This is a genomic window from Burkholderia sp. BCC1972 (assembly GCF_905339605.1).
Taxonomy (GTDB): Bacteria; Pseudomonadota; Gammaproteobacteria; order Burkholderiales; family Burkholderiaceae; genus Burkholderia.
Genome location: NZ_CAJPGH010000009.1, coordinates 170200 through 196847, shown reverse-complemented (window position 1 = coordinate 196847; position 26648 = coordinate 170200). Strand labels below are relative to the sequence as shown.

At 59.6% G+C, this 26648-nt stretch carries 19 protein-coding genes and 1 pseudogene; 17 read left to right on the top strand and 3 right to left on the bottom strand.

Translation table 11 applies throughout. From position 1 onward, the window contains the following. Positions 1–88: 88 nt before the first annotated feature. The 9 genes from U5798_RS15795 to U5798_RS15755 all read left to right on the top strand — a co-directional run bounded on the left by U5798_RS15795 (position 89) and on the right by U5798_RS15755 (position 12055). Positions 89–4525 carry an H-NS family nucleoid-associated regulatory protein gene (locus U5798_RS15795; protein ID WP_322082608.1) on the top strand — a complete coding sequence of 1479 codons (4437 nt, stop codon included), beginning with the start codon at positions 89–91 and terminating at the stop codon, positions 4523–4525. A 371-nt stretch (positions 4526–4896) separates the two neighbouring features. Continuing rightward, on the top strand, positions 4897–5769 hold the full coding sequence (locus U5798_RS15790; RefSeq protein WP_322082607.1) for a hypothetical protein: 873 nt from the start codon (positions 4897–4899) through the stop codon (positions 5767–5769). 95 nt (positions 5770–5864) lie between these two features. After that, a complete protein-coding gene (locus tag U5798_RS15785; RefSeq protein ID WP_080346085.1) occupies positions 5865–6305 on the top strand; it encodes a hypothetical protein in 441 nt (146 codons plus the stop codon). A 26-nt stretch (positions 6306–6331) separates the two neighbouring features. Then, positions 6332–6868 carry a hypothetical protein gene (locus U5798_RS15780; RefSeq protein ID WP_322082606.1) on the top strand — a complete coding sequence of 179 codons (537 nt, stop codon included), beginning with the start codon at positions 6332–6334 and terminating at the stop codon, positions 6866–6868. A gap of 70 nt (positions 6869–6938) precedes the next feature. Beyond that, positions 6939–7700, top strand: a complete 762-nt coding sequence (locus U5798_RS15775) for a hypothetical protein (RefSeq protein ID WP_043204589.1) — start codon at positions 6939–6941, stop codon at positions 7698–7700. Between the two features lie 612 nt (positions 7701–8312). Continuing rightward, on the top strand, positions 8313–9389 hold the full coding sequence (locus U5798_RS15770; protein ID WP_322082605.1) for a Swt1 family HEPN domain-containing protein: 1077 nt from the start codon (positions 8313–8315) through the stop codon (positions 9387–9389). A gap of 170 nt (positions 9390–9559) precedes the next feature. Next, complete coding sequence (locus tag U5798_RS15765) at positions 9560–10252, top strand: ATP-binding protein (RefSeq protein ID WP_322082604.1); 693 nt, start codon at positions 9560–9562, stop codon at positions 10250–10252. Between the two features lie 250 nt (positions 10253–10502). Beyond that, positions 10503–11267 carry a hypothetical protein gene (locus tag U5798_RS15760; protein WP_144417389.1) on the top strand — a complete coding sequence of 255 codons (765 nt, stop codon included), beginning with the start codon at positions 10503–10505 and terminating at the stop codon, positions 11265–11267. Beyond that, positions 11264–12055: a hypothetical protein gene (locus U5798_RS15755; RefSeq protein ID WP_322082603.1), complete on the top strand. Its 792-nt coding sequence runs from the start codon at positions 11264–11266 to the stop codon at positions 12053–12055. Before U5798_RS15760 ends, U5798_RS15755 begins: the two co-directional genes overlap by 4 nt. 905 nt (positions 12056–12960) lie before the next feature. On the opposite strand, the gene U5798_RS15750 is transcribed toward U5798_RS15755, so the two are convergent. After that, a complete protein-coding gene (locus tag U5798_RS15750; RefSeq protein WP_006494573.1) occupies positions 12961–13365 on the bottom strand; it encodes a hypothetical protein in 405 nt (134 codons plus the stop codon). Between the two features lie 291 nt (positions 13366–13656). Next, positions 13657–13979 (bottom strand): annotated as a pseudogene (locus tag U5798_RS15745) (TetR/AcrR family transcriptional regulator); the annotation flags it as partial. Between the two features lie 112 nt (positions 13980–14091). On the opposite strand from U5798_RS15745, the gene U5798_RS15740 reads away from it, so the two are divergent. The 7 genes from U5798_RS15740 to U5798_RS15710 all read left to right on the top strand — a co-directional run bounded on the left by U5798_RS15740 (position 14092) and on the right by U5798_RS15710 (position 22937). Continuing rightward, a complete protein-coding gene (locus tag U5798_RS15740) occupies positions 14092–15804 on the top strand; it encodes a bifunctional 3-(3-hydroxy-phenyl)propionate/3-hydroxycinnamic acid hydroxylase (protein WP_322082636.1) in 1713 nt (570 codons plus the stop codon). Positions 15805–15812: 8 nt separating this feature from the next. Further along, entirely contained in the window at positions 15813–16883 is a 1071-nt protein-coding gene (locus U5798_RS15735) for a VOC family protein (protein ID WP_322082602.1), read from the top strand. 36 nt (positions 16884–16919) lie between these two features. Further along, complete coding sequence (locus tag U5798_RS15730; protein ID WP_322082601.1) at positions 16920–17876, top strand: fumarylacetoacetate hydrolase family protein; 957 nt, start codon at positions 16920–16922, stop codon at positions 17874–17876. Beyond that, positions 17873–19834: an acyl-CoA synthetase gene (locus U5798_RS15725; protein WP_322082635.1), complete on the top strand. Its 1962-nt coding sequence runs from the start codon at positions 17873–17875 to the stop codon at positions 19832–19834. The genes U5798_RS15730 and U5798_RS15725 overlap by 4 nt, the downstream gene beginning before the upstream one ends. 211 nt (positions 19835–20045) lie before the next feature. After that, positions 20046–20771: an OmpW/AlkL family protein gene (locus U5798_RS15720; RefSeq protein ID WP_124454210.1), complete on the top strand. Its 726-nt coding sequence runs from the start codon at positions 20046–20048 to the stop codon at positions 20769–20771. Positions 20772–21243: 472 nt separating this feature from the next. Continuing rightward, positions 21244–21684, top strand: coding sequence for a DUF2844 domain-containing protein (locus U5798_RS15715; protein ID WP_322082634.1), 441 nt, complete (start codon positions 21244–21246; stop codon positions 21682–21684). A 5-nt stretch (positions 21685–21689) separates the two neighbouring features. After that, positions 21690–22937 (top strand): DUF3443 domain-containing protein, encoded by a 1248-nt coding sequence (locus tag U5798_RS15710; protein ID WP_322082600.1) that lies wholly within the window; start codon positions 21690–21692, stop codon positions 22935–22937. A gap of 109 nt (positions 22938–23046) precedes the next feature. On the opposite strand, the gene U5798_RS15705 is transcribed toward U5798_RS15710, so the two are convergent. Next, entirely contained in the window at positions 23047–24165 is a 1119-nt protein-coding gene (locus U5798_RS15705; RefSeq protein ID WP_322082599.1) for a helix-turn-helix transcriptional regulator, read from the bottom strand. Positions 24166–24402: 237 nt separating this feature from the next. Between U5798_RS15705 and U5798_RS15700 the strand changes: the two genes are divergently transcribed. Next, entirely contained in the window at positions 24403–26484 is a 2082-nt protein-coding gene (locus tag U5798_RS15700) for a hypothetical protein (protein WP_322082598.1), read from the top strand. Positions 26485–26648 lie beyond the last annotated feature (164 nt).

Below are 26648 nucleotides of genomic sequence, written 5' to 3'. Positions count from 1 at the left end.
ATAAATCCCAAAATAGTCCACAGGCCGCCGTGCTCGAACTCGGCCTAGCCGACGATGACGAAGAAGAATCCGACCGAACTGCCCTGCGATGACTGATTATCTCGACCTAGAACGACGTTTTGGCCTCTTGACCGAGTACTCTGTCAAGGAGCTTCTGGGCCTGGATATCATGAGCCGCAAGCGCCTGGGCTGGGAGCAACTCCTCGCCGGACGCTTCTCGCTCATCACCGCGCGTGCAAATTTCGGCAAAACGACGGAACTGCGAGCTTGTGCACAGCGCCTCCGTGACGAAGGGCAGCACGCAGTGTTCGTTGCTCTTCACCGGCTTCTCGAAGAGCCCGACTTTCACATCGCTCTTGAAGCGACCGAGGCCAAAGCATTTGGGGCATGGGAGGCCTCTCCCACCGACCGACTGCACCTGTTTGTTGATTCTCTGGACGAGGCGCTGCTAGGTCGGGAGTCGGGGCTACAGTCGGCACTTCGTAGGGTGTCCAGGGCAGTTGGGCGTCCAGGCGCAGATGTCAGTTGGATTCTCTCGTCGCGCCCCGCTACTCTCACATCTTCGGTTCTTGACGTTGTTCAAGAAGAGCTTTGTACAACGCTCTATGCGGGCGACGCGAAGGATGAGTCGCCAGACGACATGTCAGAAGAAGTGGATTTACCGGAAGCTCCGAGCGCGGGGCTTGCCACGGTTGATGCCGACAGCACAGTTAAGGCGAAGTCTTTCCCGAGGGAACATTTGAAGGTCTTCCGCTTGCTTCCTCTCTCAAGGAGAGCGGCGAGGCTGTACCTCGAGAATCGCCATGGTGTCGCTGACGGCAAGGCCTTGTTGGACGCAGCGCGGCGTTTCGGGCTAAACGAACTCGCGGATGGTCCCGGAAGCCTCGACGTCCTGGTCTACGTCGATCCGGTGGCCCATCCGCCGGGCGACCTAACCTCCATCTTTGAGCGGATGATTTCTGGTGTTCAGGCTCAGCAGCGCTCAGACCGCCGCGAAGCGCTGGTGGGACTGCCTTCCCCGGAGAGCTTGAACGAGGCCTTGGAGAAGCTCGCGGCAGCTTCCGCCGTTTGTCAGGTTCCAAACATGGAGTTGGCCGCCGACGTTCTCAAGGTGCGGGATGGGGTGCTGTCGTGTCGGCCGCTTGTAGGTTCCCTGCTCTCCGAAAGTTCATTGACGTATCTGCTTGGTTCCAGGCTGTTCATCGATTCTGGCCGGCATCAGGTCAAGCTTTATCCCGATCAACTGCTTCCCTATCTCGCCGCAAAGCGCCTCTCGTCCCTGGTTCAGTCTCCCGAAGACGCGCGCCGGCTTGTCGCGGCGCTATCGTGGAGGGCAGCGACTGGTGAATGTGGGGTACATCGGACGTACCTGACTCTCGCTGGCTGGCTATCCACATTCAATGTGGACTGCAGATTGGAGTTGCTGGAGGTTGAGCCGCAGGCCGTTGCATTCTTCGGCGACCTGCGGAGCACGCAGATTCCGTTGGCGCAAGCGAGCGCAGCGCTGAAGCGCAGTCTGGAGCGACTGGACACTTGCGGCGACACGCTAGGACGCAACCATTTCACCCTGACGGCGGAGAACTACTGGCAAGCCGCGAAACCGGGAATTGAACCGACTCTTCTGGAGGCATACGACAGCGTTGGCTCTGACTGGCACGCACGCGCCGCGCTTCTCGATGTCGCAACCTACGCTCGTCTGGAGGTCTTCCGCAACAAGGTTCTGTCCGAGCATGGCAACGACTACGCGAGGCTACTGGGTCATTCGGCCGAACTCGTGTATCTGATGTCGCTCGAACGAGATGACGATGCCCAGTCACTTGCCGATGCAGCTAAGACGAGCCCGCACCTTGAAGAACGAACGCTGCAGCTGCTGCTTGGCGAGCTTGCGTGGAGGAAATTCGACGCCGACACGATCGCTAATCTGGCAAGCAAGCAGTACATGTGCAACGGCGGCGGGTTCAATCTTACTTGGGCTCTCACACACGATGTCGCAGACTCAGCAAGCCCTGAGCAACTAGCGGCGCTCGCCGAAGGGTTGCTATGCCGCATGGTGAAGAGCTTTGATGCGAAGCGCTACGAGCACAGCGAAAGGTGCGACAACTTCGCTGAGGCTGTTCAAGGCGTGATTGCGCTCGTTGTTGGAGTCGATAGCCTTCCTGTCGAACGCGTCACCGAACTGTGCCTGACGTATTATCAGGCGCACGGCAAGCTCCACTTTGGGACCGGCGAGCAGGCTGAGCTCCGCGGCGCGTTGAAGATGTCCGATGCTGTTCGCCGGGGCCTACTTCGAGCGGTCATCGCTCAAAGTGACCGAACGCCTGACGGAATATGGAAGACCCTTGTCTCCTACGGAATCCACTCGCTTTGGCAAGACGGGGACGTTGCTGCGCTTGCCGAGCCTGGATTTACCGAACTGGTATCCACGCTCAAGGAGAGGGCTGCTGCACAGAAGTCGGTTGCTCGGCCTCAAAAGGCGAAGCGAGATAAGTTGGAGCTGGATAAACCTTCGAAGGACGCGCTGTTGGCCGAAATTGTTAGCGTGAGAGACGGCTCGAACACGAATGCACTTGTCTGGATTGCCAATTGGCTACGTCGGACAAACCATGACTCACGCTACGGCGAGTGCGACTTCTCGGCGTTCGAAAAGGCAGCGGGAGTTGACCTTGCCAGTGCCGCTCGAGCAGGGCTGAGCGTCATATGGCGCACCCGCGCTCCAGAGTTCCGTGAGCACGAGCGTAATACCACATACTACGTGACCGTCGCAGGCCTTCAGGGGCTTCACCTTGACCTTGGCGACGGCTCCAAGCTTCCGGCGCTGTCCGCGGCCGAGGTTAGACGAGCTCTCTCCTACGGTCGCTTTGAAATCAACGGATATCCGAAGTGGTTCTGGCCCGTCGCGCGCGCCAATGAGGCGGCAGCCCTCGAGGAATTCCACGCAGTACTGGCCAAAGCAGACGCTGGCGCGGTGTCGGCTGACCAGGCAGATGCTCTGATTCGGCATTTGCCGGACGCGCCTTCCACGATTCAGCGCGGCCTGTGTGGCGCGGCGTGGACGTTCGCGACAGGCTCAGCTAACGTTGAATCGTATGCGCTTGCGGCTGCCCTGAGCTGCGCGGTGGTTGACGGGGCAGATCTAGACCAGGGCACTTTCGAAGGCGAAGCTTGGTCACGCATGTCTGTAGCGTTCCGCGACCCGCTTCCCGGCCGTGGCTCCCTCGCCTCGCCTGGGGATGCGGAGGAGCAGAGGGCGCGTAGTGAGCTTGAGGACCGTATCCGCACCATGACGCGCCTCCGCTCAAATGCGGTCGTGTGGGGGCAGTTCTGGCTGTTTCACTACCCGGCAACCTTCAGCGTGCGGTGGGACAGTTGGCGTGCAGCCGAGCAGCGCTCCGCGGAAGAATTCATGTTCGATCTAGCCGCGTATGTCGGCCAAGACCAGCGGAGCCGTTTGAGCGGTTTAACAGAGAGAGGCATGAACGGCCTGAGGGCTCTCGCAGCCCTATACGAGTGGGTGGTGACTGTCGTGCGTGAGTCCGACGATGTCGTTCACGAAGATGGACGGGTGTTTCACGTTGGCGCCCGCGATCACGCACAGCGTCTTCGCGACTCGCTGCTCCCCGTAATCGCAAGTGCAAAGTCCCAAGCGGCCTACGTCATATTGGACGATCTTCGAAAGAAGACCAGTGGAGCGCGAGCGAAATACATCAGGCAGTTGCAATTTCAGATGCGCGAAGAGGAAGCCTATGTCGTTCCTGTCGCCCAGCAGAACTACGCCAAGTTCGAGCGCGACTTCGCACCGCCAACGATTGGATTCGTTGCTTTCGCTCAAGCCGTCCATAATGACCTGCTCGCAGTGCAGCGTAACATCGAACATGGCGAATTCAGCCTTCGGCGAATGTTCAATCTGGTGGTCATGGAGCACATCAAGACGGAAACCGAAGGCTTGGCCCTCGAAGAAGACTTCCAGGCGCTTCTTGGGAGTGAGTTAAATCATGCAAGCGGCGGCCGTTATGTTGTGACACTGGAGCCAATCCTTCCAGCAGCAACCCGGCGCGATGTATTGTGTCAGGTGGGTGACCTTCGAGCCACGATTGAGCTCAAAATGTCCGAGCGTTGGACTGTTACCGACTACCTCGTGGCCTTGGAGGAGCAGTTGAAGGGGCAGTACATGCAGACTCCGAACTCTAAAATTGGCTTCTTTGTAGTTGTGCTCCAGCGCCGCAGGAAGTGGAACAACCCGGCTGGCGGTAAGTTGGATTTTGAGGGCTTGATTGTGCTCCTCAAACGGAAGGCGCTGGAGTTACAAGCGGCGGACCCCGCCCTCTTTTTGCGCATCGTTGGCATTGACGCGGCGCCGCAAGACGATTTTCGCAAAACGATGGCCGCCGCGAAGGCCGCCCTAAACGGGCCTTCGAAGTATGCGGACACGCGTGGCAACACGTGGTCTGGCAAGGGGCGCCGGCCAAAGTGGGTGAACGACGCTCTCACTGAGGGGAAGACGCTAGCCGACTTTGAGATTGGCTAACCTAATGCTGGGACTGATTCGGCAATATGCGCCCGGTGGGCTTCTGCTCCTTGTTCGTGAGGATTGATAAGGCTATAGCACTGGGCCGCCACCCGGCTAGCTCATTGGAAAGGAACCGGCCGAGACTGGTTAATCCGAGCCGACAGCCGCCCAACGTGGGCGGCAGCATTCGACCCGAAGCGCTCAGTCGTATGCGGAAAAATAAACGGCCGGATTGCGAAGCTCACCAGCCGGGCGGTTCAGTTTAGAACCGACGGAACGGCCGCAAATGGACATATGAGACTCTAAATTTTTTCACGCATTTGCCGATAACAAGGTGATTGACGCACGAACAATCCACCAGAGACTGAGATCGGACAAGAATTAAGAAAATGATCAAGAATTCGATAGATGCAGATCGTCTTATCGGTGCGCTCAAGCGAAAGCTCGGCGTTCAAAGTACACCCGAACTCGGGAAGCTATTGGGCCTTAGCCAGGCCAATTTCCGAGATTGGGAAACAAATGGGCTGACTGAAGAGAAGCTAGCGCGCGCCATCGTTAAAGCGATACGGTGTAGCGAGCAGAATGAACGTATCAAGATAGCGAAGGAAGCGATTGCAAGCCTACGCAACAAATTCGACGCCGGGACGAACGGGCGATTCAGTCACGAACTCGGTATCTCTGCCGGGACGGTAAGCAATTGGTTGAAGTACGGTCTAACGGGAAGAAAGCTATCCGATGGGCTGTTGAAGGCGAGGCAGCGTGCAGTCAAGTCGGCGCATGAATGCGCGATTGCGCCGGTCGTTGAATATTTTCAGCTTTCGGCTTATCGAAGGTCAACTAACGGAACCGCAGAACTGTTTCCAACGCGGCCGCCGAACACAACCAAGGCGCTGCTGGGTCTTAAGGGTGCGCTAGAGGAAAGTCACGGAATATATGTCTTCTACGACTCACGGGGGCGTGCTCTGTATGTAGGCAAGGCGCAACGTCAAAGTCTGTGGAAGGAGATGAATCTGGCCTTCAACCGGGACCGCGACACGACCCAACGCGTGTACCGTGTTCAGCATCCGGAACGTGGTGAGTTCAGGACGTCTGATGAATATGCCCGTCAAGTAAGGCTGACGAGACGCCATTTGAGTCACCTTGCTACGTATTTTTCCGCTTACAAGGTGGACGATGCGCTGATTAACGAACTGGAGGCTTTACTCGTCCGGAGCTTCGCAAACGACCTTCTCAATGTGAAGATGGAGCGCTTCGGCAAATGAATGGAGCAGCCCGGTTGGTTTCCGCGGTGGCCGCGAAGGCTGTTTCTCGTCATGTCCGCCGGTCGAACACGCCCTAATCAAGACGAGGTGGACACGTGCCTACTCAAACCTACCGTCGCATCGATCTCGCACTCGCACAACTCGATGCGGCGCTTAGGCTGTTTCTCGAGTGCCACGCCTTCGCCGCGGTGATCACCCTCGCCGGTGCAGCCGAGGAGATTTTGGGCAAAGAGGTGGGAAGGTGTGGCCTGCAGATCGCCCGCGATCGCCGCCTCAATGGTTACGCGCCACGGGATCGCAAAGCGGCCGCCGACGAGCTGAATCGTGTCCGAAATGCGCTCAAGCATTTTGGTGACGTAGACGAACCCGAATTCACTGCGGATCTCGAAGAGACGGCACGCTGGATGCTCGAACGAGCTTGCGAGAACGCTTACCAATTGGGGCTGGAGGTTCCGCGTTCAGCAGCATTTGGCGCGTGGTATCACGCGACACTGATCGAGCGCCACGCCGCATATCAAGAAGTACCACCAACCTAATAGTCAACGATCCAGCGGGGCTAGGCATGGAGACCAAAGTGACCGGTGTTGCCGACGCTAGGGCAAGGCATGCCGCATATTCTGTGTTGCGCGAGCGGATCGTTGAACATGTCTTCGTCGGCGAGGCTATGCGGCGCCTCTGGCAGCTCGGGGTCGTGAACGTCGAGATCCTGCGCGCGGAGTTCGACGCGAGCGGATACGACCTCGTCATGTGCTGCGACAGCGTGATGCGACACGTCCAGTTCAAGGTGTCGTTGGTCAACGGCACGCGTACGCAGGTGGCCATCAACCAACAGTTGGCTCGCGCGCCAAGTGGCTGCGTGGTTTGGCTCGGCGTCACGGAAGATCTCGAAATCAGGGAGTATCGTTGGTTCGGCGCGGAAGCGGGTTGTCCCTTACCGGACATCACCAATCACGCGACTGCGCGTCATACACGTGCTAATGCACAAGGCATCAAGGCCGAAAGAGCGAATCAGCGTGTGCTCCCGAAAGGCGCGTTCGAGAGGCTCGCGGGTCTCGACGAGATGCTCCAGCGTCTCTTTACCATTCCGCCAACGCTCTAGGAGCCCGCTTAGTCGCTATACCTATACACTTGGCACGAGCACCACCAATTCACATCGACCGAGCTCGATCATGACCAAATTTAACCGTTCTCGCGTGGAAGACGGCGAATATAACTTCGTTGCCGGCGTGGGTCTCATCAATGCCTCGCGACTGCTGTTTTGGGATGGCGAGAAGAACTGCTTCAGGATGCCGGGCATCGACCCTGTCACTGGCATGCGGGACGAAAACTTCGAGCAGGCGTGGCAGCGCTTTGACCCACACTTCGGTCGCGTGGTGTTCTGGAACACCTTCAGCAACGGGGCTGAATATCTCATCAAAGGTCTTTTTCTGGCTCACGATCTCGGTGGGTCTCGCAAATTAAACACCGCCGCGATGACACTGCAACCAAGCCTCGAGCAACTGTCGAACTTGGCGGCCTGGGCGAAGTTGGTGAGGAAGCAAGATACTGCGGTTTTTAAGTCATGTGCGCGAGCAGACTATGGAAGCCTCAATGATGCGATGAGTGGACCGTGGAAAGCGATGTGGACCAGGAAGTATGGAAAGCTTCCGAAGAACTCGTCTGCGCGCGACGAACTGGAATCGGAAGCCAACATCATTTACGCTGCATATGACGTTCTGCGCAGTTCGATACGGAACCGCGACACGCATGCGTACGTACCCAATGTCCGAGAGAATCATCGCTACCTCGTTGAAGGGCTTTTCCTTCCTGCGTTCAACCTCGTTCTGAAGTGGATGCCAGATCCCAATGCGATCGCGGAGATGATTAATCGGAAGACCAGAAATTCTCATGCGAGCGAGCCGGTTAGCGAGGAAGGTGAGTACGACGCATGACTCTTGCCTCTACCCTTGACGACGTAGTCGCTTCTCAGGATTGGCTGACAATATGATTGCACATTCGAAGTTCGAAATGCTCGACCCAGTCGCGATCGCGCTCACCGCCGGGCGGCATCGTTGCGCGTCAGGAATGAACGGTGGGCGACAGTCGTAGGCAAGCGCTCGAAGCTTTGAGAGAGCGGGAAGTTCAATTGATGCGGGAGCGTTTGGGAACGCGGTGTTGGATGTTGCCAGACATGCTCGTGCATCACACGATAAGCCCGAGCTTTCGCAGCACAGCCTCAATGACCGGACGCCACTTTGGCGGGCAAGCGACCTTTCTAGGGGACGTGCGGTTCGTCCGAAGAACAATGCCATTTCTTTCCTTCGTGTCAGCGATCCAGCACGGCTTTACGGTCTTCCCGTGCGATTTTCTGATTTCGTCAATGACAACCTGATACGTGTTCATCTGCACCTCCTGGCGTTAGATACAAACGATCGTAGCGAAATATCAATCGGCTTGCGAAGAACTATTTAGTTGCTCTTTGTTCCTCGAGTCTGGCTATGTCGTTTTCGGAGCGGCGCCTGGGCGGAAGTCGCAGTGGAGGTCGGGCGCTGGTAAGGTACTGTTTGGCAGGAATCGATCACACCATTGGGGAAAACATGGGCCCTTCAGACGGTTCGGCTTGGCAAACTTTGCCCGCACAGGTTCAACGCGCATTGTCGGCGGGGTGGAACACGGGTGGAGTGCCCACCGCGGCGTCGGCGCTGTATAGCCGCTGGTGGCAGCTGGAAACGTGGTTGCGCTCGCTGGTCTATGTGGAACTGCGCAGCGAAAAGGGAGGTGCATGGGCAGACGGATTGCCGTCAACCTCTGCCGATCGCCAGCAACGCGGCGCGGCGTACCACTACATGCAAACGCCCGATGCGCAGGACCAGCTTGCGTATCTGGATGCCGCGCCCCTTCTGCAGCTGACTCACGATCAGTGGTCGCTGTTTGGTTCGTATCTGCCTGCCCAAAAGATCTGGGCAGGTCGAATCGAGGAGCTCCGGGAGATTCGAAATCGCATTGGTCATTGTCGCCGGCCCCATGAGGACGATCTCAATCGCGTCGAGCAGACGCTCAAAGATCTTGAGGGCGGGGCCTTTCGGGCCATGTCGTCGTTCAATGACCGTTCCCCGGCCAGTCCGCAATGGTCGGATGTCCTGGTCCAGGACTGGATTCACGGAAGCCATGCCGATGCATCGTTGATTGCGCATGGAGCCGGACAATACCAAACTTCCTTCAGGCTCCTGGTTTCGCGCCGTCCGTGGGCAAAGCCTATGGCTCCAGGTGAACAGCAGCTTGGCCCGCGACCGGGTTATGTTTGGCATGCCTGTTGGTATTTCAGGGGCGGTCGATTCTTTGACCTCGCGCAATTCTGGCAGGACATCGAAGATGACAGGGAGCACGTCATGTTGGCGTGCGCGGCCTCCTCATCAAGCCTTGAGCTCTCGTTTTCGGCAGTCGAAGATTCGCAACACGTTAGCGACGTGATCGGCCACTGCTTTGTCGCCGCGCTCGAGAACCAACGTTTTACACCGTGCGACGAAGATCCTGATGCCTGGGCTCGCCGTTTTGCGAATGTGGATCCGCGGGTGCATGCCGGTACACCTTGGGCGACTTTGGGCCCTAGCATGGCGGGGGCGAGCATATTTTTTGCGTGACGGACTGCCCTATTTTCGAAAGGAATACAAGTCAATGATTCAGCTTATTCAGATCGCCCCGGGCGTGTTGTTCTCAACGTCGCGAAAACGATCCTGAAAGCGGAGGACAGGATGCGTCGAAAGGCAGCGAATTATCATGCACGCTTGGCTCGCGACAATGGGGAACATCGATGATGACCGATGGCGAACTGCGGAAACGCCTGGTTGACCACGAGGACCAACAGGTCGAGCGCAAATCAGAAGGCGTAAGGCCAGCTGAATTGCGGCAGACGCTGAGTGCCTTTGCGAACACGCTTCAACGGAGCGATGTCGGGATTCTATTTATCGGCGTCGCGGACAAGAACGGGGCGATCACGGGCGTAGCCAACTCCGATAGCCTCCAGAAGCGCGTGCGCGAAGCAGCTGGGGATTGCTTTCCACCGATCCGCTGTTACGAGTCCCATGCCTTCACGGTCGACGACAAGACGGTCGTGGCCGTCGTGGTCAGTGCGAGTAACGAGCGTCCCCATTTCACGGGACCTGCGTACGTGCGAGTTGGCTCGGAGTCGGTCAATGCGTCGGCCGAGCAATTCGACGAGCTTATTGCGAGCCGTAACGAAAAGGCAGGAGCCATTCTGCGAATGAGAGGTCAGCCCATTACGGTTGACGCGATCGGCCGCCGCTTCGATAGTCCAATGCCAGCGCCGGGAGCTCGGTACCAGAGCGAAGGGCGAGTTGGAGGCTGCGACGCCCACAGTGTGCGTCTCACCGTTTATGCCGCCGGCGCGCCTGCCTGGGCAATCTCCGAACCGCTCGAGCGAATTTCGATTAGCCACGACGAGCGGCTACACAGGCCGATGTTAATTCTCCGTCCCGAACCTTGATTGGGGTTTGGGGGTATCGACGGACCGCGAAGGGGGCTCACCAAGCGCAAAATAAACGTGTCTCGGTCCCTGAATGGCACAATGGTAGATATGAGGAAGTCCCACGGCCCTGTTACGCCAAGCTGTCGTGCAAATCGAGCGTTTCGTGCAAAGGCCGTACGGAAAATGCGTGTCGATTGGGGTAGGTTGTGCGACATTCAAGCAATATGTGTTATTTGCAGTATTTCAACGGATGAAACGAAGAACTCCGATGACTAGCACGCTACAAGATTGGCTCGATAAACATGAGCCCACGACCCCCTTGCTGTACTGGTGTCATACGACAAATGTGTCCGGATTTCGTGAGATGCTGCGTGGGGATGCGCTTAACCCACAGATGTGCAACGTATTCAAGAGCGATCTCAGTTATTTTTTCTATGGACGACCGGCATATCGTTTCAAAGGCGATCCTTCGTTGCTAGACGCCCATGCTTGGCCGGTGGTCCTTGTTTTTAAAAACACAATCGAGAATTTTTCATGCTCGGCATTTCCATTCGATAGTGGCGCATTCAGAAGCGGACGCTATCAGAAATGGTTAGATTCGGCATGGGAGATTGATTCATTTAAGATCGATGTGGCGAGTACAACTCACGCGCGTCACGTCGCGGCGTTCTACGAGGGTAACGGAGACTATCTGGACGGTAATGGAAAGCGCTTTCATTCGACGAGTTTCGGACTCAACCTTGAAGCTAAGGCTGTTTCAGAGATGATTCGAGAGTGCAGAGACGGGGGCGCCGACGACAGAAGATTTACGGTTGAAATGATTGTCGACGCTCCAATTCCATTGGATCCTCAGTATGTGGCGATGGTGATCATCCCAAGCGCATTAGCTGATTCTGTTGAGGTGGCACCTCTGGCTTCCCGGGGCATTCGCGTCTATCCTTATCGCGTGATCACGCACCTTACAGCGAGCCACCATCATGCTCTGCTGGAGAATGTCGTATTTGATCGTCAGAACGAGGAGGGTAAGCTTTGACTACTCCGCAGCTAGAGGGATATGTTCCCATTATTGAAGATATGCCTTCATTCGGTATACCAATATTTAAGATAAATGGGGCCTTCTACGTTCAAGAGATTGATGGAGACGGTCGGATCAGTGGTTTCGTCTACCAGGACAAGTCCCTAATGTCGCGTCTTCAAGTTGTCCCGGTGGAAGCTCGACCCATATCCAGATTCGCCGTTGGTGATGAAGCCTATTTCGTGTTCGAGACACCAGACAAGATCTTCATGGGAACTGGAGTGGAAGTGGCTTGGAAAATCAATCAGACCCAGCATGAAGGCTATTATCGAAGCTATCCATTCCTGTTTTTGGAGGTTTCTGATTTCTGTGCATTTTATCTCGATCAAGATCGTAAGCGCTCGGCGTCACCAATGAGATTGGTGGATGCATTTTTGGAAATAAAACAAAAGCAGGCGTTACAGGGTGGGTTGTTAGGAGGACATCGAGCAGAACGTTTTTCTATTTTTACTCTTTTTAGGAATAAAAATCAGAAAGAAACCCTCAACGCAATAGGGCGCCAGCAATATCGACAATACAATCTTGATTTGGCGGAGAACGGGGGCGCAAATTCGTATGACGCTACCCTACGCTTCATCGAAAACAACAACGAGGTCGGCCTATTGGTCTGCAATATCTCGATGGAAGATCGCTTGGGTGAACGACTCGCGAGGCGATTCTCGAAAGCAGGCTTGACGCGGATCGATATTCAGACGCCTGAGGATTATCACAGGGTGCTTTCCGCTTTCGATCTATTCTCGCGGTGATGACGGAGGTGACGGTTACGACGTCGGGGGCAAGGTCCGGCACATAAATCGCGGTGAATTTGCGCGTTGAACGCCGTGATGGATGAGCGATGCGCATGCACGATTGTGTCCAAGCCGTCAGGGGAAATGGCGTGGAGGCCTCGGGCGAAGTCGTAGACCAAAGCAAAGTTGTCACCGTTTGCGAAGTAAAAGTGTCACTTCGTTCTGCAGCATTGGCCACCAGAAGAGAAATCCACGAAAAATCATGAAGTTACCTGCTGAGAATTAATATTGTCACAGCGCGCTGCGTCGCGAAGAACCCTGTCAATTTCCCGCGGCAGCCCCGGCGGGCGCAGTGACGCGTTGTACAGCCCCCAAGTTTGAACAGGCCATCGTGCTATCGCGATAAGCAGGCTTACCTCGTTATCATGCCGTTCGGCGATGACTGCAAATACCCCCCGCAACATCGAGTGGCCGTTGCGGGGCCGGGCGAAAAGCGCATGCCGACCCTTCTCCGCCACTCGACACTCAGTTCTCCGCCACTCGACACTCAGTTGTTTCAAAGTCTCTTGCGAAGGCTGAACGATTCCATCAAGCTGTTGCATCGACCGGTTGAATCCGCCGCCAGATACGGACGCCGGTCACGACGCAGTCTCAATTGCACGCTACACCCGATATGGAGGTCCACGAACTGCCGTTCGTGGTGCGTGCTGGTCCGAAATTCACAATTTTCGAGTGGCCGTACGATTAAGTGGGCGCGAAGAAGAAAATGCCCGCTCATCAGGCGGGCATTTGAAGAGGTGGGGCAAGAACATACCGCGGAACCACGTCCAAGCCGGTAGGCCCCGCTCCCTGTTTTCTTTCGCCGACAGCTACGACGTGAGAGTAGCCGCCATTTTTCAGGCCCGCAACGAGTGTACCCGACCCTATCCGGCCGCACCGGTCTCGAGCGATGTGACGTAACGCAGCAGGTCTTCAGTGCGCCCTTCTGAGACGAGCTGTTCAGCAGTCTTGTAATCAAAGGTCGGCAACGGTTCATTGCGATACCAGAACAGCGCCCTCTGAACGTCGCTGGAGATATCGGTAGCCGCGCGGATGATCCGAAGCGCGTCCCGAAGGAATTTCTGCACGCTTTCGGAGCCCGCCAGTCGACTCACTGTATTGCGATGGACATGGGCTAGCCGCGCGAGCGTTTGCATATCGATATGCAAGGCGGCCGCGAAGCGGCGCGCTGAGACGATCGGCGCGCCGCTATCACGGTCCCTCAAGGACTCCATGAACTGGTCGAAACCACCGGATGTCGTTGGGTCGTAGTCGACGTATGGATTCATGGCAGATTGCTCAACGCACACGACATGCACATTTGTAGCACATTCCGATCAGCACGGTCGGATTCTGATGCGCACTTCTGCACCGATGCTCGTTGCCAAGCTCCGCCGAGCCAGGTGGTCGGAAGCGGGCAACATCCCAAAGACGACTTTTCTGAGAATTTCCGTGCCCAAGGACACTTTTTCTGAGACGAGCGCCACTCAGTCGTCTCAAAAAAGATGTCCAAGCCCTTGATTCATATAGGGTGCCAAAGACATCTTTTCTGAGAGCCCACAACTGTTGGCTCTCAGAAAAGGTGCCTGCGATGCGGTCCAGGGCATCCGCGAACGCCTCGAACACGATTTCCAAAACCGCAGCATGAATCGCTCCTTTCGATTCGACGTGGTTATAGAACGAGCCGAACCCCAACGTCCGCGGCTTCCGTCATTTCATTGATCGCGACGCCTTCCATCCCCTTTTGTGCCATGAGCACAAAGGCGACATCCAGCAGGCGCGCCCGCGTCTCGCGCTTTCGGCGCGCGCCTCGAGGCTCGCGAACCTCGGGGCGCGATGGCGGTTGCTCGTTCGAGACGGCCGGCGGAGGTGTTCTGCTGCGACCGGAGGAAGCGTTGGGCATCGGCGTGCGCCTGGGTTCGGTGTTTGAGTATACGTTCGAACGTCATAATTGACAAAAACATCAACTATGACTTTAATGTCACCAAGGCGGCCTGCAGTGGCCAGTCTCAAGAATTGGAGACAGAACGGTGACGGAGACAAAACTGACGTACGAGTCGGGCGTCCATGACAGCAATGACAACGCGGGCTGCGCCGGCGGCCGCGACTTGCCGTCGGATGTAGACGTGCTTGTCGTGGGCTGCGGCCCCGTCGGCGCGGCGGTCGGCGCGCTTCTTGGCCGGGAAGGCGTGCGCGTGCTGGTCGTCGACAGGGCGGCGGAGATCTTCATGGCGCCGCGTGCGATCGCGCTCGACAACGACGCGCTTCGCATCCTGCAGTACGTCGGGGTGAACGAAGCCGATCTCGATACGGTGGCGATTCCGTACGTCCGGATGCGCTCGCCCTGGTTCGGCGAGTTCGGGCGCATCAATACGCTCGGAAGCATCGATGGCCATCCAAAGCTCGTGACGTTCTATCAACCGGACCTCGAGCGATGCTTGCGTGCGCGACTGACCGCGCACCGCACCGCCCGAATGGCGCTCGGTGTGACGCTCGTCTCGCTCGACGAGAACGCCGATCACGTCGCCGCCACGCTCGACAGCGGGCAGGGCGCGCGGCACGTCGTGCGCGCCCGCTACGTCGTCGGTGCCGACGGTGCCAGCTCGATCGTGCGCCAGTTGATCGGACAGGATTTCAAGGGCAAGACGTTCGCGGAAGACTGGCTGATCGTCGACGCGCGAAACGTGCGCCGACCCATCGACCATGTCGAGTTCATCTGTGACCACCGGCGGCCGACGCCTCATATGACTGCCCCCGGTGGGCGCGAGCGTTGGGAGTTCATGCTCCACCCCGACGAGACGCGAGAGGAGATGGAATCCGACGAACGCATCCGCGAACTGCTCGCGCCGTGGGGCGGCATCAAGGACATGGTGATCGAACGCAAGGCCGTGTACCGATTTCATGCCCGAACCGTCACGACATTCAGCAAGGGACGCGTTTTTCTTGCAGGCGACGCCGCCCATATCACGCCGCCGTTCGTCGGCCAGGGGCTCGTCGCCGGTCTGCGTGACGCCGCGAATCTCGGCTGGAAACTGGCGTGGGTCGTCAAAGGCTACGCAACCCCGCAAATTCTCGAGTCCTACGATCGGGAACGCCGACCTCACGCCAAGGCGATGATCGGCGTCGCGAAATTCATGGGGAAGCTCGTGATGCCGCGCAATGCCGGGATCGCGTTGTTCACGCATGGCCTGATGCGATTGACGCGGCTCGTTCCGCCGCTACGGAATCACTTCGACGAACTCGGCATCAAGCCGAAGAACGCGTTCCGGAGCGGTCTGTTCGTCCCCGGCCATTCGTCCACGCGGCTCGTGCGCGGAGCAGCCCTTCCGCAGGGATGGCTGCGCAAGCACGATGGGGCGATCCGCCTGAGCGACGACGTGTTCGGTAGCGGTCTCGCGTTGATCGGATTCGGACGGGATCCGGGCGTCGAGCTCGACGCCGGCGCGCGAGCCGCGCTGATTGCGGCGGGCGGCATCGTGGTGCAGGTCGTGCACCGCGGGCAGCGCCTTCATCGCATCGAGAACGACGGATGGGAGGACCTGAACGGTACGTTCATGCCGGGTGTCGTGCGGTTTGGCTGGGCGGCCGTGATTCGGCCGGACAAAACGGTCCTGCACGAGGGCCCGGTGGCCGACTCGACCCGCCTCGTTCTCGAATCCCTGCAATTGCTTGGTGCGCGCACCACCTTGTCGCCGCTAGCCGGTCACATTGCCCAGCCGACTGCCTGAGGCCCCCCATGAAGCTCATGACTGCACAACCCGCACGAAATCCCCGGCCGACGACGAAGGCCCGGGCGCTTTCCTATTTGATGTTCGAGCGTCCCGATCTGGAACGGGCCGAACGATTTCTCAACGATTTCGGTTTGCGAACGGTATCCCGTGACGGCGAATATCTGTTCCTCCGCGGCACGGCCGGCACACCGTTCTGCTACGTCGTCCGGCGGGCCGAAAAAAACCGCTTCGTCGGCTTCGGGCTTGAAGTTGACGACATCGACGCACTGCGCAAGCTTGCCCATGTACCGGGCGCGTCGAACGTGGAGCCGTCACCGTGGCCCGGCGGCGGGCATCGCGTCACGCTGGTCGATCCATCGGGTTTTCGTGTCGACGCAGTCGCGGGACAAGCACGTGCCGGCGCCCTGCCGCACCGGTCGGCGTTGCCGTTCAACTCGCCCGATGCCGTCGTTCGCGTGAACGATACCCAGCGTCCGCCGCTGGAGGCGCCGGAAGTGATTCGCCTCGGTCATGTCGTGCTCGAACTCGCCGATTTCCAGGCGACCTGCGCGTGGTACACGTCTCACTTCGGCTTCATCCCGAGCGACGTTCAGGTGTTGCCGGATGGATCGCCCGCCGTCGCGTTCCTGCGACTCGATCGCGGGGCGACACCCGCGGATCACCATACCCTGGCATTGGCACAGGGATTCGCGGCGCTGTACAGCCACTCGGCATTCGAGCTGGTTGACGCGGACGCCGTGGGGATCGGGCAGCGTGTGCTGAGCGAAAAAGGATGGACGCACGCATGGGGGATCGGTCGTCACATTCTCGGCAGCCAGGTCTTCGACTATTGGCAGGACCCTTGGGGCGACAAGCACGAACACTATTGCGACGGGGACATGTTCACGGCAGACGTGGCGACGGGCATCCACGAAGTCAGCCGTGAAGCGATGTCGCAGTGGGGCCCCCGGATGCCGCGCAGCTTCACCAAACCGAAGATCACCGCGGCAAGCATCGCATCGCTCATCCGAAACCTCCGGACCAGTCCGGACGTCACGTTCGCGAAGCTGCGCACGCTCGCGAAGCTGTTTGCGTGACCTTCATCTTCACTCAGACCTGTTCGAGGCATCTTCATGGCATTGCACGTCTTGCACTACCGGCATCAGGGGCGCGCCCAATGGGGCGTGGTGACGAATGGCCGGATCACGCCGATACCGGGCGACTACCCGACGACCGGCGAATTCGTGCGAGCGCATCGGATCGATGAACTCGCCGCGCTCGGCGGAGAAACGATTCCCGAGTCGGATGTCGAGTGGCTGTCGCCGGTCACGCGCAATCAACAGTTCGTTTGCCAGGGCGCCAACTATCGCCAGCACATGATCGAGTCCGGCATGAATCCGGACGCCAAGTCATTCAACATGATCTTCACGAAGGCGACCAGCTGCATCGTCGCCGCCGATTCCGACGTCGTCCGGCCGCACCATGTGCAGTTTCTGGACTACGAGATCGAACTGGGGCTCGTGCTTCGCCGCGATATCACGTCCCGGCAAGCCATCACGGACACGAACCTGCACGAGTACGTGGCCGGCCTCGTGATCGTCAACGACTATTCCGCACGCGATATCCAGATTCCCCAAATGCAGTTCTACAAGGGGAAGAGCTATCGAACGTTCGGACCGGTGGGGCCGTATCTGTGCCTGCTGGAGGCAAGCGATATCGCGCGGCTGCGCACGCTGACACTGACACTGACCGTGAACGGTGAAGTGCGGCAGAGCGATTCGACCGGGAACCTCGTGTACGGTTCGGCCGAAACACTCACCGAACTGTCGGGCGTTCAGGATCTGAGCGCCGGCGACTTGCTTGCAACGGGCACGCCGTCCGGATGCGCACTCAGCATTCCATCGCCGGCGAAGCAACGGATTGCCGCGTTGCTGCCCGAGCACATGAAGTGGCGGATCTTCGCGAAGGTTCAGGCCGCGCGCCCGCAGTACCTGAAGGCCGGGGATCTGGTCGAATCACGCATCCGGAGCAAGGACGGGGCGATCGACCTCGGTGTGCAACGCAACCGAATCGTGGACGAGCTCGCATGAACGCCATCGCAACCGAAGCGGACGTGCTGCGGATCGAAAACCAGGGGCCGCCCGCCGACCTCCCGGCCAGCACCTACGAGATGATCGGCCGTGGTGCGGCGATCGACCCGAGCGCGCCGGCCTTGTCATTTTTCCTGCGCGCCGACGATCATCGCAAGCCATTGCGCTGGACTTATTCGGAGCTCCTGCGAGATATAAATCGGACTGCGAACATGTTTTCGCGCCTCGGCATCGATCGCCACTCGGTGGTCGCCTACGTGCTGCCGAACTTGCCGGAGACGCATTTCGTCATCTGGGGAGGCGAAGCGGCCGGGATCGTATGCGCGATCAATCCGTTGCTGGAGGGGCCGGCAATCGCATCGCTGCTCAAGGCTGCGAACGCGAAAGTGCTGGTGACGCTGGCACCCTTTCCGGGAACGGATATCTGGTCGAAGGTCCAGCCCGTCCTGAGCCAGGTGCCGTCGCTGCGAAGCCTCGTCCTGGTCGACCTGGCCGGGCGTGTGCAGGGATGGCGCCGAATGGCGGCACGCGTGATGCAGCGTCGCGAATGCAAACGGTTGCACGGGCGCGCGGGTGTGCGCGGCGCCGTTCCGCGCCACATCGCGATCCACGATTTCGACGATGCGATGTCGCGTGAATCCGGCGATTCGCTGCTGATCCCACGGCGTTTCGAAGCCGACGACGTATCGTCCTACTTCTGCACGGGCGGCACGACGGGTTTGCCGAAAATCGCGATTCGCCGGCACGGCAACGAGGTGGCCAATGCCTGGAGCGTCGGGCAGGTCGTCGGTGCCGGGATGGGCCCGGGGAAGACCGTTTTCTGCGGACTCCCGCTGTTCCATGTCAATGCGGTGCTGGCAACCGGCCTGGTACCGTTCTCGCGCGGCGCACATGTGGTGCTGGGTACGCCGCAGGGCTATCGCGGCGACGGCGTCGTCAAACGATTCTGGGAAATCGTCGAGCAACACAGGATCAATTTCTTCAGCGCGGTGCCGACCTTGTATTCGGCGTTGCTCGACGTGCCCGTCGACGGCTGGAATATCGACTCGCTCGAGTATGGGCTCTGCGGCGCCGCGCCGATGCCCGTGGAAGTATTCCGCACGTTCCAGGAGCGCACCGGGGTCCGGATCCTCGAAGGTTACGGGCTCACCGAGGGCGCATGCGTCAGCAGCGTCAATCCGCCAGGCGGCGAACGGCGTCTCGGTTCGATCGGTTTGCGCATCCCCGACCAGATGATGAAGGCGGTGATACTCGACGACGCCGGCCGCTACGTGCGCGATTGCGTCGAGAACGAAATCGGCCTGCTGACGATTTCCGGGCCGAACGTTTTCGCGGGCTATCTTCAGGAAGACCAGAACAAGAGCCTGTGGCTCGATCTTGGCGACGGCCGGCAGTGGCTCAACACCGGGGATCTCGCGCGACGCGATGCGCAGGGCTACTTCTGGCTCACGGGCCGCCGCAAGGAGCTCATCATCCGGGGCGGTCACAACATCGATCCGGCGACGATCGAAGAACCGCTGCATCGCCACCCGGCCGTGCAGATCGCTGCGGCAATCGGACGTCCCGACGTGCATGCAGGCGAGCTGCCGGTCGCCTACGTGCAGTTGAAAGCCGGCGCAACTGCAACGGAGACGGAGCTCGACACATTCATACGCAGCTCGATCGGCGAGCGTGCTGCGATACCGAAGCGGATTCATATCATCGATGCGATGCCGCTCACGGCGGTCGGCAAGATCTTCAAGCCCGAACTCAAACGACGGGAGACGCTCGACGCGCTGATCGCTGCGCTGAAGGATGCCGGCGTCGAGGGTGCCCGAGTGAGCATGGCGGACGACCCGTCGCGCGGGCTCGCCTTGCATGTGGCGCTGAGCGATCACGCACAGACAGCGAAGACCAATACGGTGATGGGCCGCTTCCCGTTTGCTTTTTCAACTTCGGTCGAACCCGAACATCAGTGATTGCCGATTCTCGGAATATTTTGGGTTGAAGTAGGCAAATAATTTTGGAATCCGAAGTTAAAGAAATGAAATTTCGATATGAGGAAGAACCCGACGCTTTGAGCGTCGTGCTTCATACGCGCAGGAACAGCCCGCGAGCCACGCCTGGCGCACGGGGATGAAGGCAGGTTTCACGATTCTTGAACATCGACACCAAAATCTGGAGACAATCATGAAACGAATCAGCGCAGGAATCGTCGTACTGGTCGCGGCCATCTCTGGCGCGCATGCGCAATCAGCCGGTCAGTGGGTAGTCAATGCCGGCTGGTCCCACTTTGCGCCGCAGGGGTCGGCGGATCCGCTGACCGTCAATGCGCTCGGCCAGTCGCAAGTGATGACCGGCAGCGGTGCGGACATCGCAAGCGGTGATACGTTCGGACTTACCGCGACCTACTTCGTGACCGATCACATCGCGGCGACGACGGTCATGGGTTTTCCGCCGACATGGCACTTGAGCGGCTCAGGTACGCTCAGCGGTTTCGGTGAACTGGGGACCGCTCGGGCCTGGAGTCCCGCGATCATCTTCAACTACTACTTCGGCGAGCCGAATGCGCGGTTCAGGCCGTATCTGGGCGCCGGTGTCACCTATACGTGGTTCAGCAACGTCAAGCTCAGCAATCCCGTTTCCACCGGGCAGATCTTTTTTTCGCCAACTGTCGGTACGGCGCTCGAGGGACCGACATCCGTGTCACTCAGGAAATCCTTTGCGCCCGTCGTCAACGGCGGCCTGACCTACAACATCGATTCTCACTGGTCGATCAACGCGTCGGTAGCGTATTCGTGGGTATCGACGCGCGCGACGCTGACTACCCGGTCATCCGTCGGCACGGTCACGAGCACCACCAAGTTCCGGGTCAACCCGATCGTGACGTTCCTTTCGGTCGGATACCGCTTCTGAACCGCATCGACCAGGACACGGCGCACGCATGTTTCTGCCGGCGCTCGAGTGCGGCGTGACGATCGCCGTCGAGCCTCGGCGGCGCGCGGCTCGTTCGCGGACGTTTTCGTGATCCTTGCTTGCAACGTGCGCCGAGTACGGTCGAAACATGAAGGACTGCTAACCCGAACGAAGAATATGACAAAACAGGTGCGGATGATGAATGTGACATCGACGCGACGAAACGCTCGAGCACGTGCTCGATTAATTTAAATGACAAAAATATCAATAATGAGTTTAATGTCACGCAATGTCGTGCCCAGCCTCTACGAGGGGCACTGGGTTACCGGTCCAGGCGTCGAGGGTTGCTTGATTCCTGTGGAGCGAACTTGCAGCGGAGGCGTTCCGAACCGTTTCACGCTGGCATTACCCCCGGGAGGGAGATTTGAAGTCGATTCGCTGTATATACGCCGCGCTCATCGCGGGATTGGCAATGCCACATGCACATGCCGAACTGGGCGGCGCACCGATATCGCTGTCCGCCGCCGATCATGCCGCGAAAGTGCGTGTGATGCGGCCTGCGAATCGAGCGGCCGCTGGCCTCGCGGCGAATCCAGCCGCTTACATCATCCGTGAATCCACGCTCGAATCTGGAACCGTGATTCGCGAATACACGTCGGGCGACGGAATCGTCTTCGGCATAGCGTGGCAAGGGCCGACGATCCCCGATCTCGCGTCGCTGCTCGGCGGTTATCTTCACGACTACAGCGCAGGCGTGGAAGCGGCGCATGCACTGCGTGGCTGGCGTACGCCGGTATCCGTTTCGACGAGCAAGCTCGTGATCAGGACAGGAGGACACATGGGAGCCTTTTCCGGACAAGCCTGGTTGCCGCCTGCGCTTCCGTCCGGGCTGACCGGCAACGATATTCTGTAACTCCCATGAAAATGATCATGAGCATTTTTCGTACTGTCGATCGGTGGTTCAGCATATTCAGCCTGATGATCGTCTCGACAGCTTTCCTCGTTGCGTGCGGCGGCGGCGATTCAGGTTCCGGCGAAACGGGTGTCAGCAGTTCCGGGACATCGGACGGCAACACCGGGAATACCGCCATCATCACGGTCGCGCGAGGTGTTGCACGCGTCATCAACATTCCGACCGTCAACATCAAGATTTGCGCGCCCGGGACGTCACGCTGCCAGGTTGTGTCCAATGTGCTCGTCGACACTGCATCATATGGCTTGCGGATCGTACGTGATGCAATTCCAGGCGTCGTCGACAGCCTGCCTAAAACAACCACAAGCGACGGATCGACACTTTCCGAATGCGGCCAGTTCGTTTCGAGCTACACGTGGGGCACGGTTCGAACGATTGACCTTTCCATCGGCGATGAACGTGCGAGCTCCTTGCCGGTGCAGATCATCGGCGATCTCGGAACGGACAACGTGCCGAGTTCCTGTACAAACGGGAATAAAGCGGTGAGCTCGGCCACTGGTCTGGGTGCAAACGGCATTCTTGGAATTGGTCCGGCGCCCTATGATTGCGGCGCAACCTGTGTGAACGTCGCGTCTTTGAGCAACTACTACTCGTGCGCGGACGGAAACGCGAGCTGCGTACAAGTCACCGTCCCGCTATCGCAGCAGATCAGCAATCCTGTCGGTCGGTTTGCCGCGGACAACAACGGCGTGATCGTGAAAATGCCGCAGATTTCGGCAGACGGTCAGGAAAGCGCGCCGGGCTCGTTGATCTTTGGCATCGGCACTCGAGGCAACAATGCATTCGGTGCCACCACGAAGCTGGTGTCGACGACGACGGGCGATGTGCCGGGGGCGTTTCTTTCCAGAAAGGTCACCGCGTTCTTCGATACTGGATCAAACGCGAATTTCTTCGAGGACTCGTCGCAGATTACGTGTTCAAAGAACACGCAATTCTATTGCCCGTCAACGACGACCACCTATGCCGCAACGCTGGTTGGGCTCGACGGCACAGTGAGCATGATTTCCATGCCCGTTGCGAATGCGGATACGTTGTTCTCGAGAAGTTCGACCTATGCATTCAATGACGTCGCGGGTCACTTCGGATCGTCCTCCTGGCTCGATCTCGGGCTGCCATACTTTTTCGGTCGGACGATCTATTTTGGCCTCGATCGTTCGGCGGCAGGCGGGTCCGCGCCTTACATCGCATACTGATGCTTCCGAGAATTTTCGCGGCCGGGAACATCTTTTCCGAGACGAGTGGCATGGAGCTTTCTCGGAAAAGATATCCGAAATCTTGACGACCGTTCGTCCCTTCGACGTATCAATCCGTGCGCTTCTGTTGCGGGAGCACCCAAAGCATCCGTCCGACCGCTTCGGCCTGGTTCCGCGAATGGGTCTTTTCATAGATCGCCCGCAATTGGGTGCGCACCGTCGCCAGCGACACACCCGCGCTCGCAGCACATTCATCAGGCGTCTTGCCATTGATCAACGCCTCGGCCACCGCCGCTTCGGCGCTCGACAAGCCGAACGACTGCCGCAACTGTTGTGCGACGACGAGCGGGGCGGCGCTGCGTCGCCTGACCGTGATCAGCATCGTCGCATCGCCGAACGTCGCATGGAGCGCCTGTCCGGACAGCGCCGCGATGCCGAGAAAAACTTCATGCGCCGCCACCAGCGTGCCGGAAAGCGCAAGGCACTCGCTCTTGCGGGTCTTCGCGACACGCGTCAACGCTGCCTTGAGTGCATCGTTCTGCGGCGCGCTCGTCGCGCTCAGGTATCCGTTCTCGAGCTTGAGGCAGGTGGTGGCGCGCAGCATCGACTCTGCCGCCCGGTTGACGAAGACGACGCGCGCGTGCCTGTCCAGCGCAAAGACGGAAAGGCCCAACTCCTCCATCAGTTCGGTGCCGAGGGTGGCGTCGCGATGCAGCACGCGCGCGTCTCGCCACAGGTTGATCGAGCGTTGCAGATGCCCGGCCATACCGGTCAGGGTCGCGCGTTCTTCCGGCGAATACGGCGCGCGGCCGCGCGCTCGCAGTAACCCGAGAAGAATGTTGTCGCTGCCGGGGCGCGCGAAGCGGATCCCCATCAGGTAGCGAAATCCCGACGGAATCTGAAAGTCCTGGAAGAACTCGCTGCGTTCGACGTCGCGGTCGGTGAGGTGATCCTGGCAGCAAACGAATTCGCCGAGCCGTGCGTTCTCGACGAAGCCGCGGCGCGGATCGAGCGCACCGTAATACTGGTCGTAAAGGGCGATGATCTCGTCGAACTCCGCGCGCGGCGAATAGATCGAGAATTGCGGGGCATTGCGCGCGGCGTCCCAACTGAACATGTGAAAGACGTTTGCGCCGAGCGATTCGGAGACCCGATGAAAAACTTCGAGAAAACCGTCCGGCTGCAGCGCGGCCTCATAGAGGTCCCCGATGAGTTGGTCCCGTTCCATGCTTCCCCCGTCGCTTCGCGATCTTCGTATGTGGTTTTTGTCTGACGATATTGCTTCGAATACCGTATTTTTTTCAGGCTAACACAGGTTGTTTGCGTTTCACCCCGTGTTATTTCCCGATTTTCATCCACCTGAATGATGATCGCGAAAATCGGCTTTGCGAGAATCCTCGCCATCCAGCGTGCATGAGCGGTGCATATGACACGCATTAACCAGAAGGATGTCGGGGGAAACGCAATGAAACTCACGCCTGTCGTATCCGGTATTGCAGCGCTCGTCCTGTCGGCTTGCGGCGGTAGCGACAGTTCTTCGCCGCCGCCCGGGCAACCTGCGGCTCAGACGGTCAGCGGGGTCGCGGCGGCCGGCGCGGCGATGCAGGCCGCCACCGTGAAACTGGTCGATGCGACCGGCAAGACGGTCGACTGCCCGGCCGACGCGTCAACCGGCGCGTTTCATTGCGCAGTGTCCGGCCTGAGCGCGCCTTTTGCGTTGTCCGCATACGGCAACGTCGCCGATTCGCAGGCCACGCTGATCGCGCTCAGCGCCACGGCCGGCACGCAGACGATCAACATCACGCCGATCACGAACGCGATCGCCGCCACGATCGTCGGCGACAATCCGACGAAGCTGCTGACCGACACCGGTTTGCTGAAAAGCAAGGTCACGGCCCAGGCTGTTGCCGGCACGGTGCAGGCTTATTCGACGGCGCTGGCCGACCTGCTGGCCGCCACCGGCAATACGGGCGTCGACCTGATTTCCGGCCCGCTGACAGCCGGTGCGCCGGGGCTCGACCGGTTGCTGGACCAGGTGAAGATCAACGTGCTGCCGGACGGCGGCGTGCAGATCAGCTCGGTGGCGGGCGCGTCCAGCGATACGCCGGTGCAGCTTCAGCTCGCGCCCGGCGTCGCGCCGCAGGCGAGCGACAAGGCCAGCCTGCCGGCTGCCGCGACGATCAACGGCGCGGTCGTGTCGAACCTGCCGAGCGCCAGTGATCTGGCGGCATTGCAGCGTGCGCTCAACCAGTGTTTCGCCGGTTCGACGGGCGCCGCGCGCACGGGTGGCAGCGTATCGGCGTGCGGCCAGATCTTCGTCGACGATGTCGCGTCCGGCGCGCTGAATGCAGGCGTGCCCGCCGCGTATCTGAACAACGGGATGTCGGTCGACCGGGAATTCGGTGCGCCGGCCGGCGGCACGCCGGGCATCGTGGCCGACGATGCGATGAACAACGCCAGCTTCAGCTTGCCGGAAGTCATCCGCGTCGTCGCCAGCGACACGATGTGGGTCAAGCTCGCGTGGACGCGCAGCGACGGCATTCGCGACGGCATGCAGCAACATGTGCAGCTCGCGGTGCGGCCGGGCAGTCTCGCAAACGGCGATACCGGCTGGCGCGTGGTCGGCAATCAGCGCGCGGTATTGAGCAAGGTCAACGCGAACGCGCAAAAGTGGGACTGGTTGAATCCGGCCAATCCGTCGACGGGCACCGACGCGTTCGTCGATTCGCTGAACCTGCAGGTGGGTGCCGTCGACGCGGCTGGCACCGCGGTGGACTTCGCGATCGTCAACGGCCCCGGCTTGCGCAACGGCGTGTTCCTCCAGCCGTCGAGCGGCACCTGCGACACGCTGAATATCCGTGCGCAGATTGCAAGCGGGCAGACGCCGGCGCAGCTCGCCGCACTGGCGAAGAGTGCGCAGTGCCGCAACAACTTCCGCCTGGCCGGCGTCGCGCAGGACCCGGCGAACCAGGGCCTGTTCACGTGGCCCGGCGACGCGCCGCGCAACAACACCGCGTGGGCGAATCCGCAGCTGAGCGCCGCCGAGCTGGCCGACATCAAGCCATTCAGCGCTTATACGATCGACGTCTACCAGAACGGCAACACATCGACGCCGGCCAGGCACTACACGGTGCGGGTGCGTACGCCGTCGCCGTCGCCCGATGCGCTGCGCCAGTACGCGTGGCACGATCTCGCGCAGTCCACGCGCGACAGGCTGACGCCGGGCGCCGCCGGCACGTTCGCGGGCGGCGCGACCTTCCCGCTGGGCTGGACGTCGAAAGCGGGGCTGCCGTTCGTCAAGCGCGGCAACGTGCAGATTCGCGCAACCGCGACCGGGCAGACAGTCGCGACGTTCGTCAACGGTACTGCGTCGGCGCCGCCGGTCCAGCCGGGTGCGGCGGTGACGCTCAACGTGCCGGGTGATCAGGGCGTCGCGTTCCCGTCGGTGGCCGGCTGGGCCGGCGCCACGGACTTCTCGTTCGTGAGCCTGACCTGGTCCGATTCGATCGACACGGTCTTCACCGAGTCCTTCGAGTACGACCGGTAACGAACAGCCGGGCCGATGCGTCCGGCGAACACGCGGCCGGCGGGACGATTCACGATCCCGTCGGCGCGTTCCCGCGCGCCGGCCCCGGCGTGACGGGAAGGCCCGTCCGTGTGCACGCATGGCATGGACGGGTATCGAGAGGTCGGCGGATGAGTCGCGTTCCG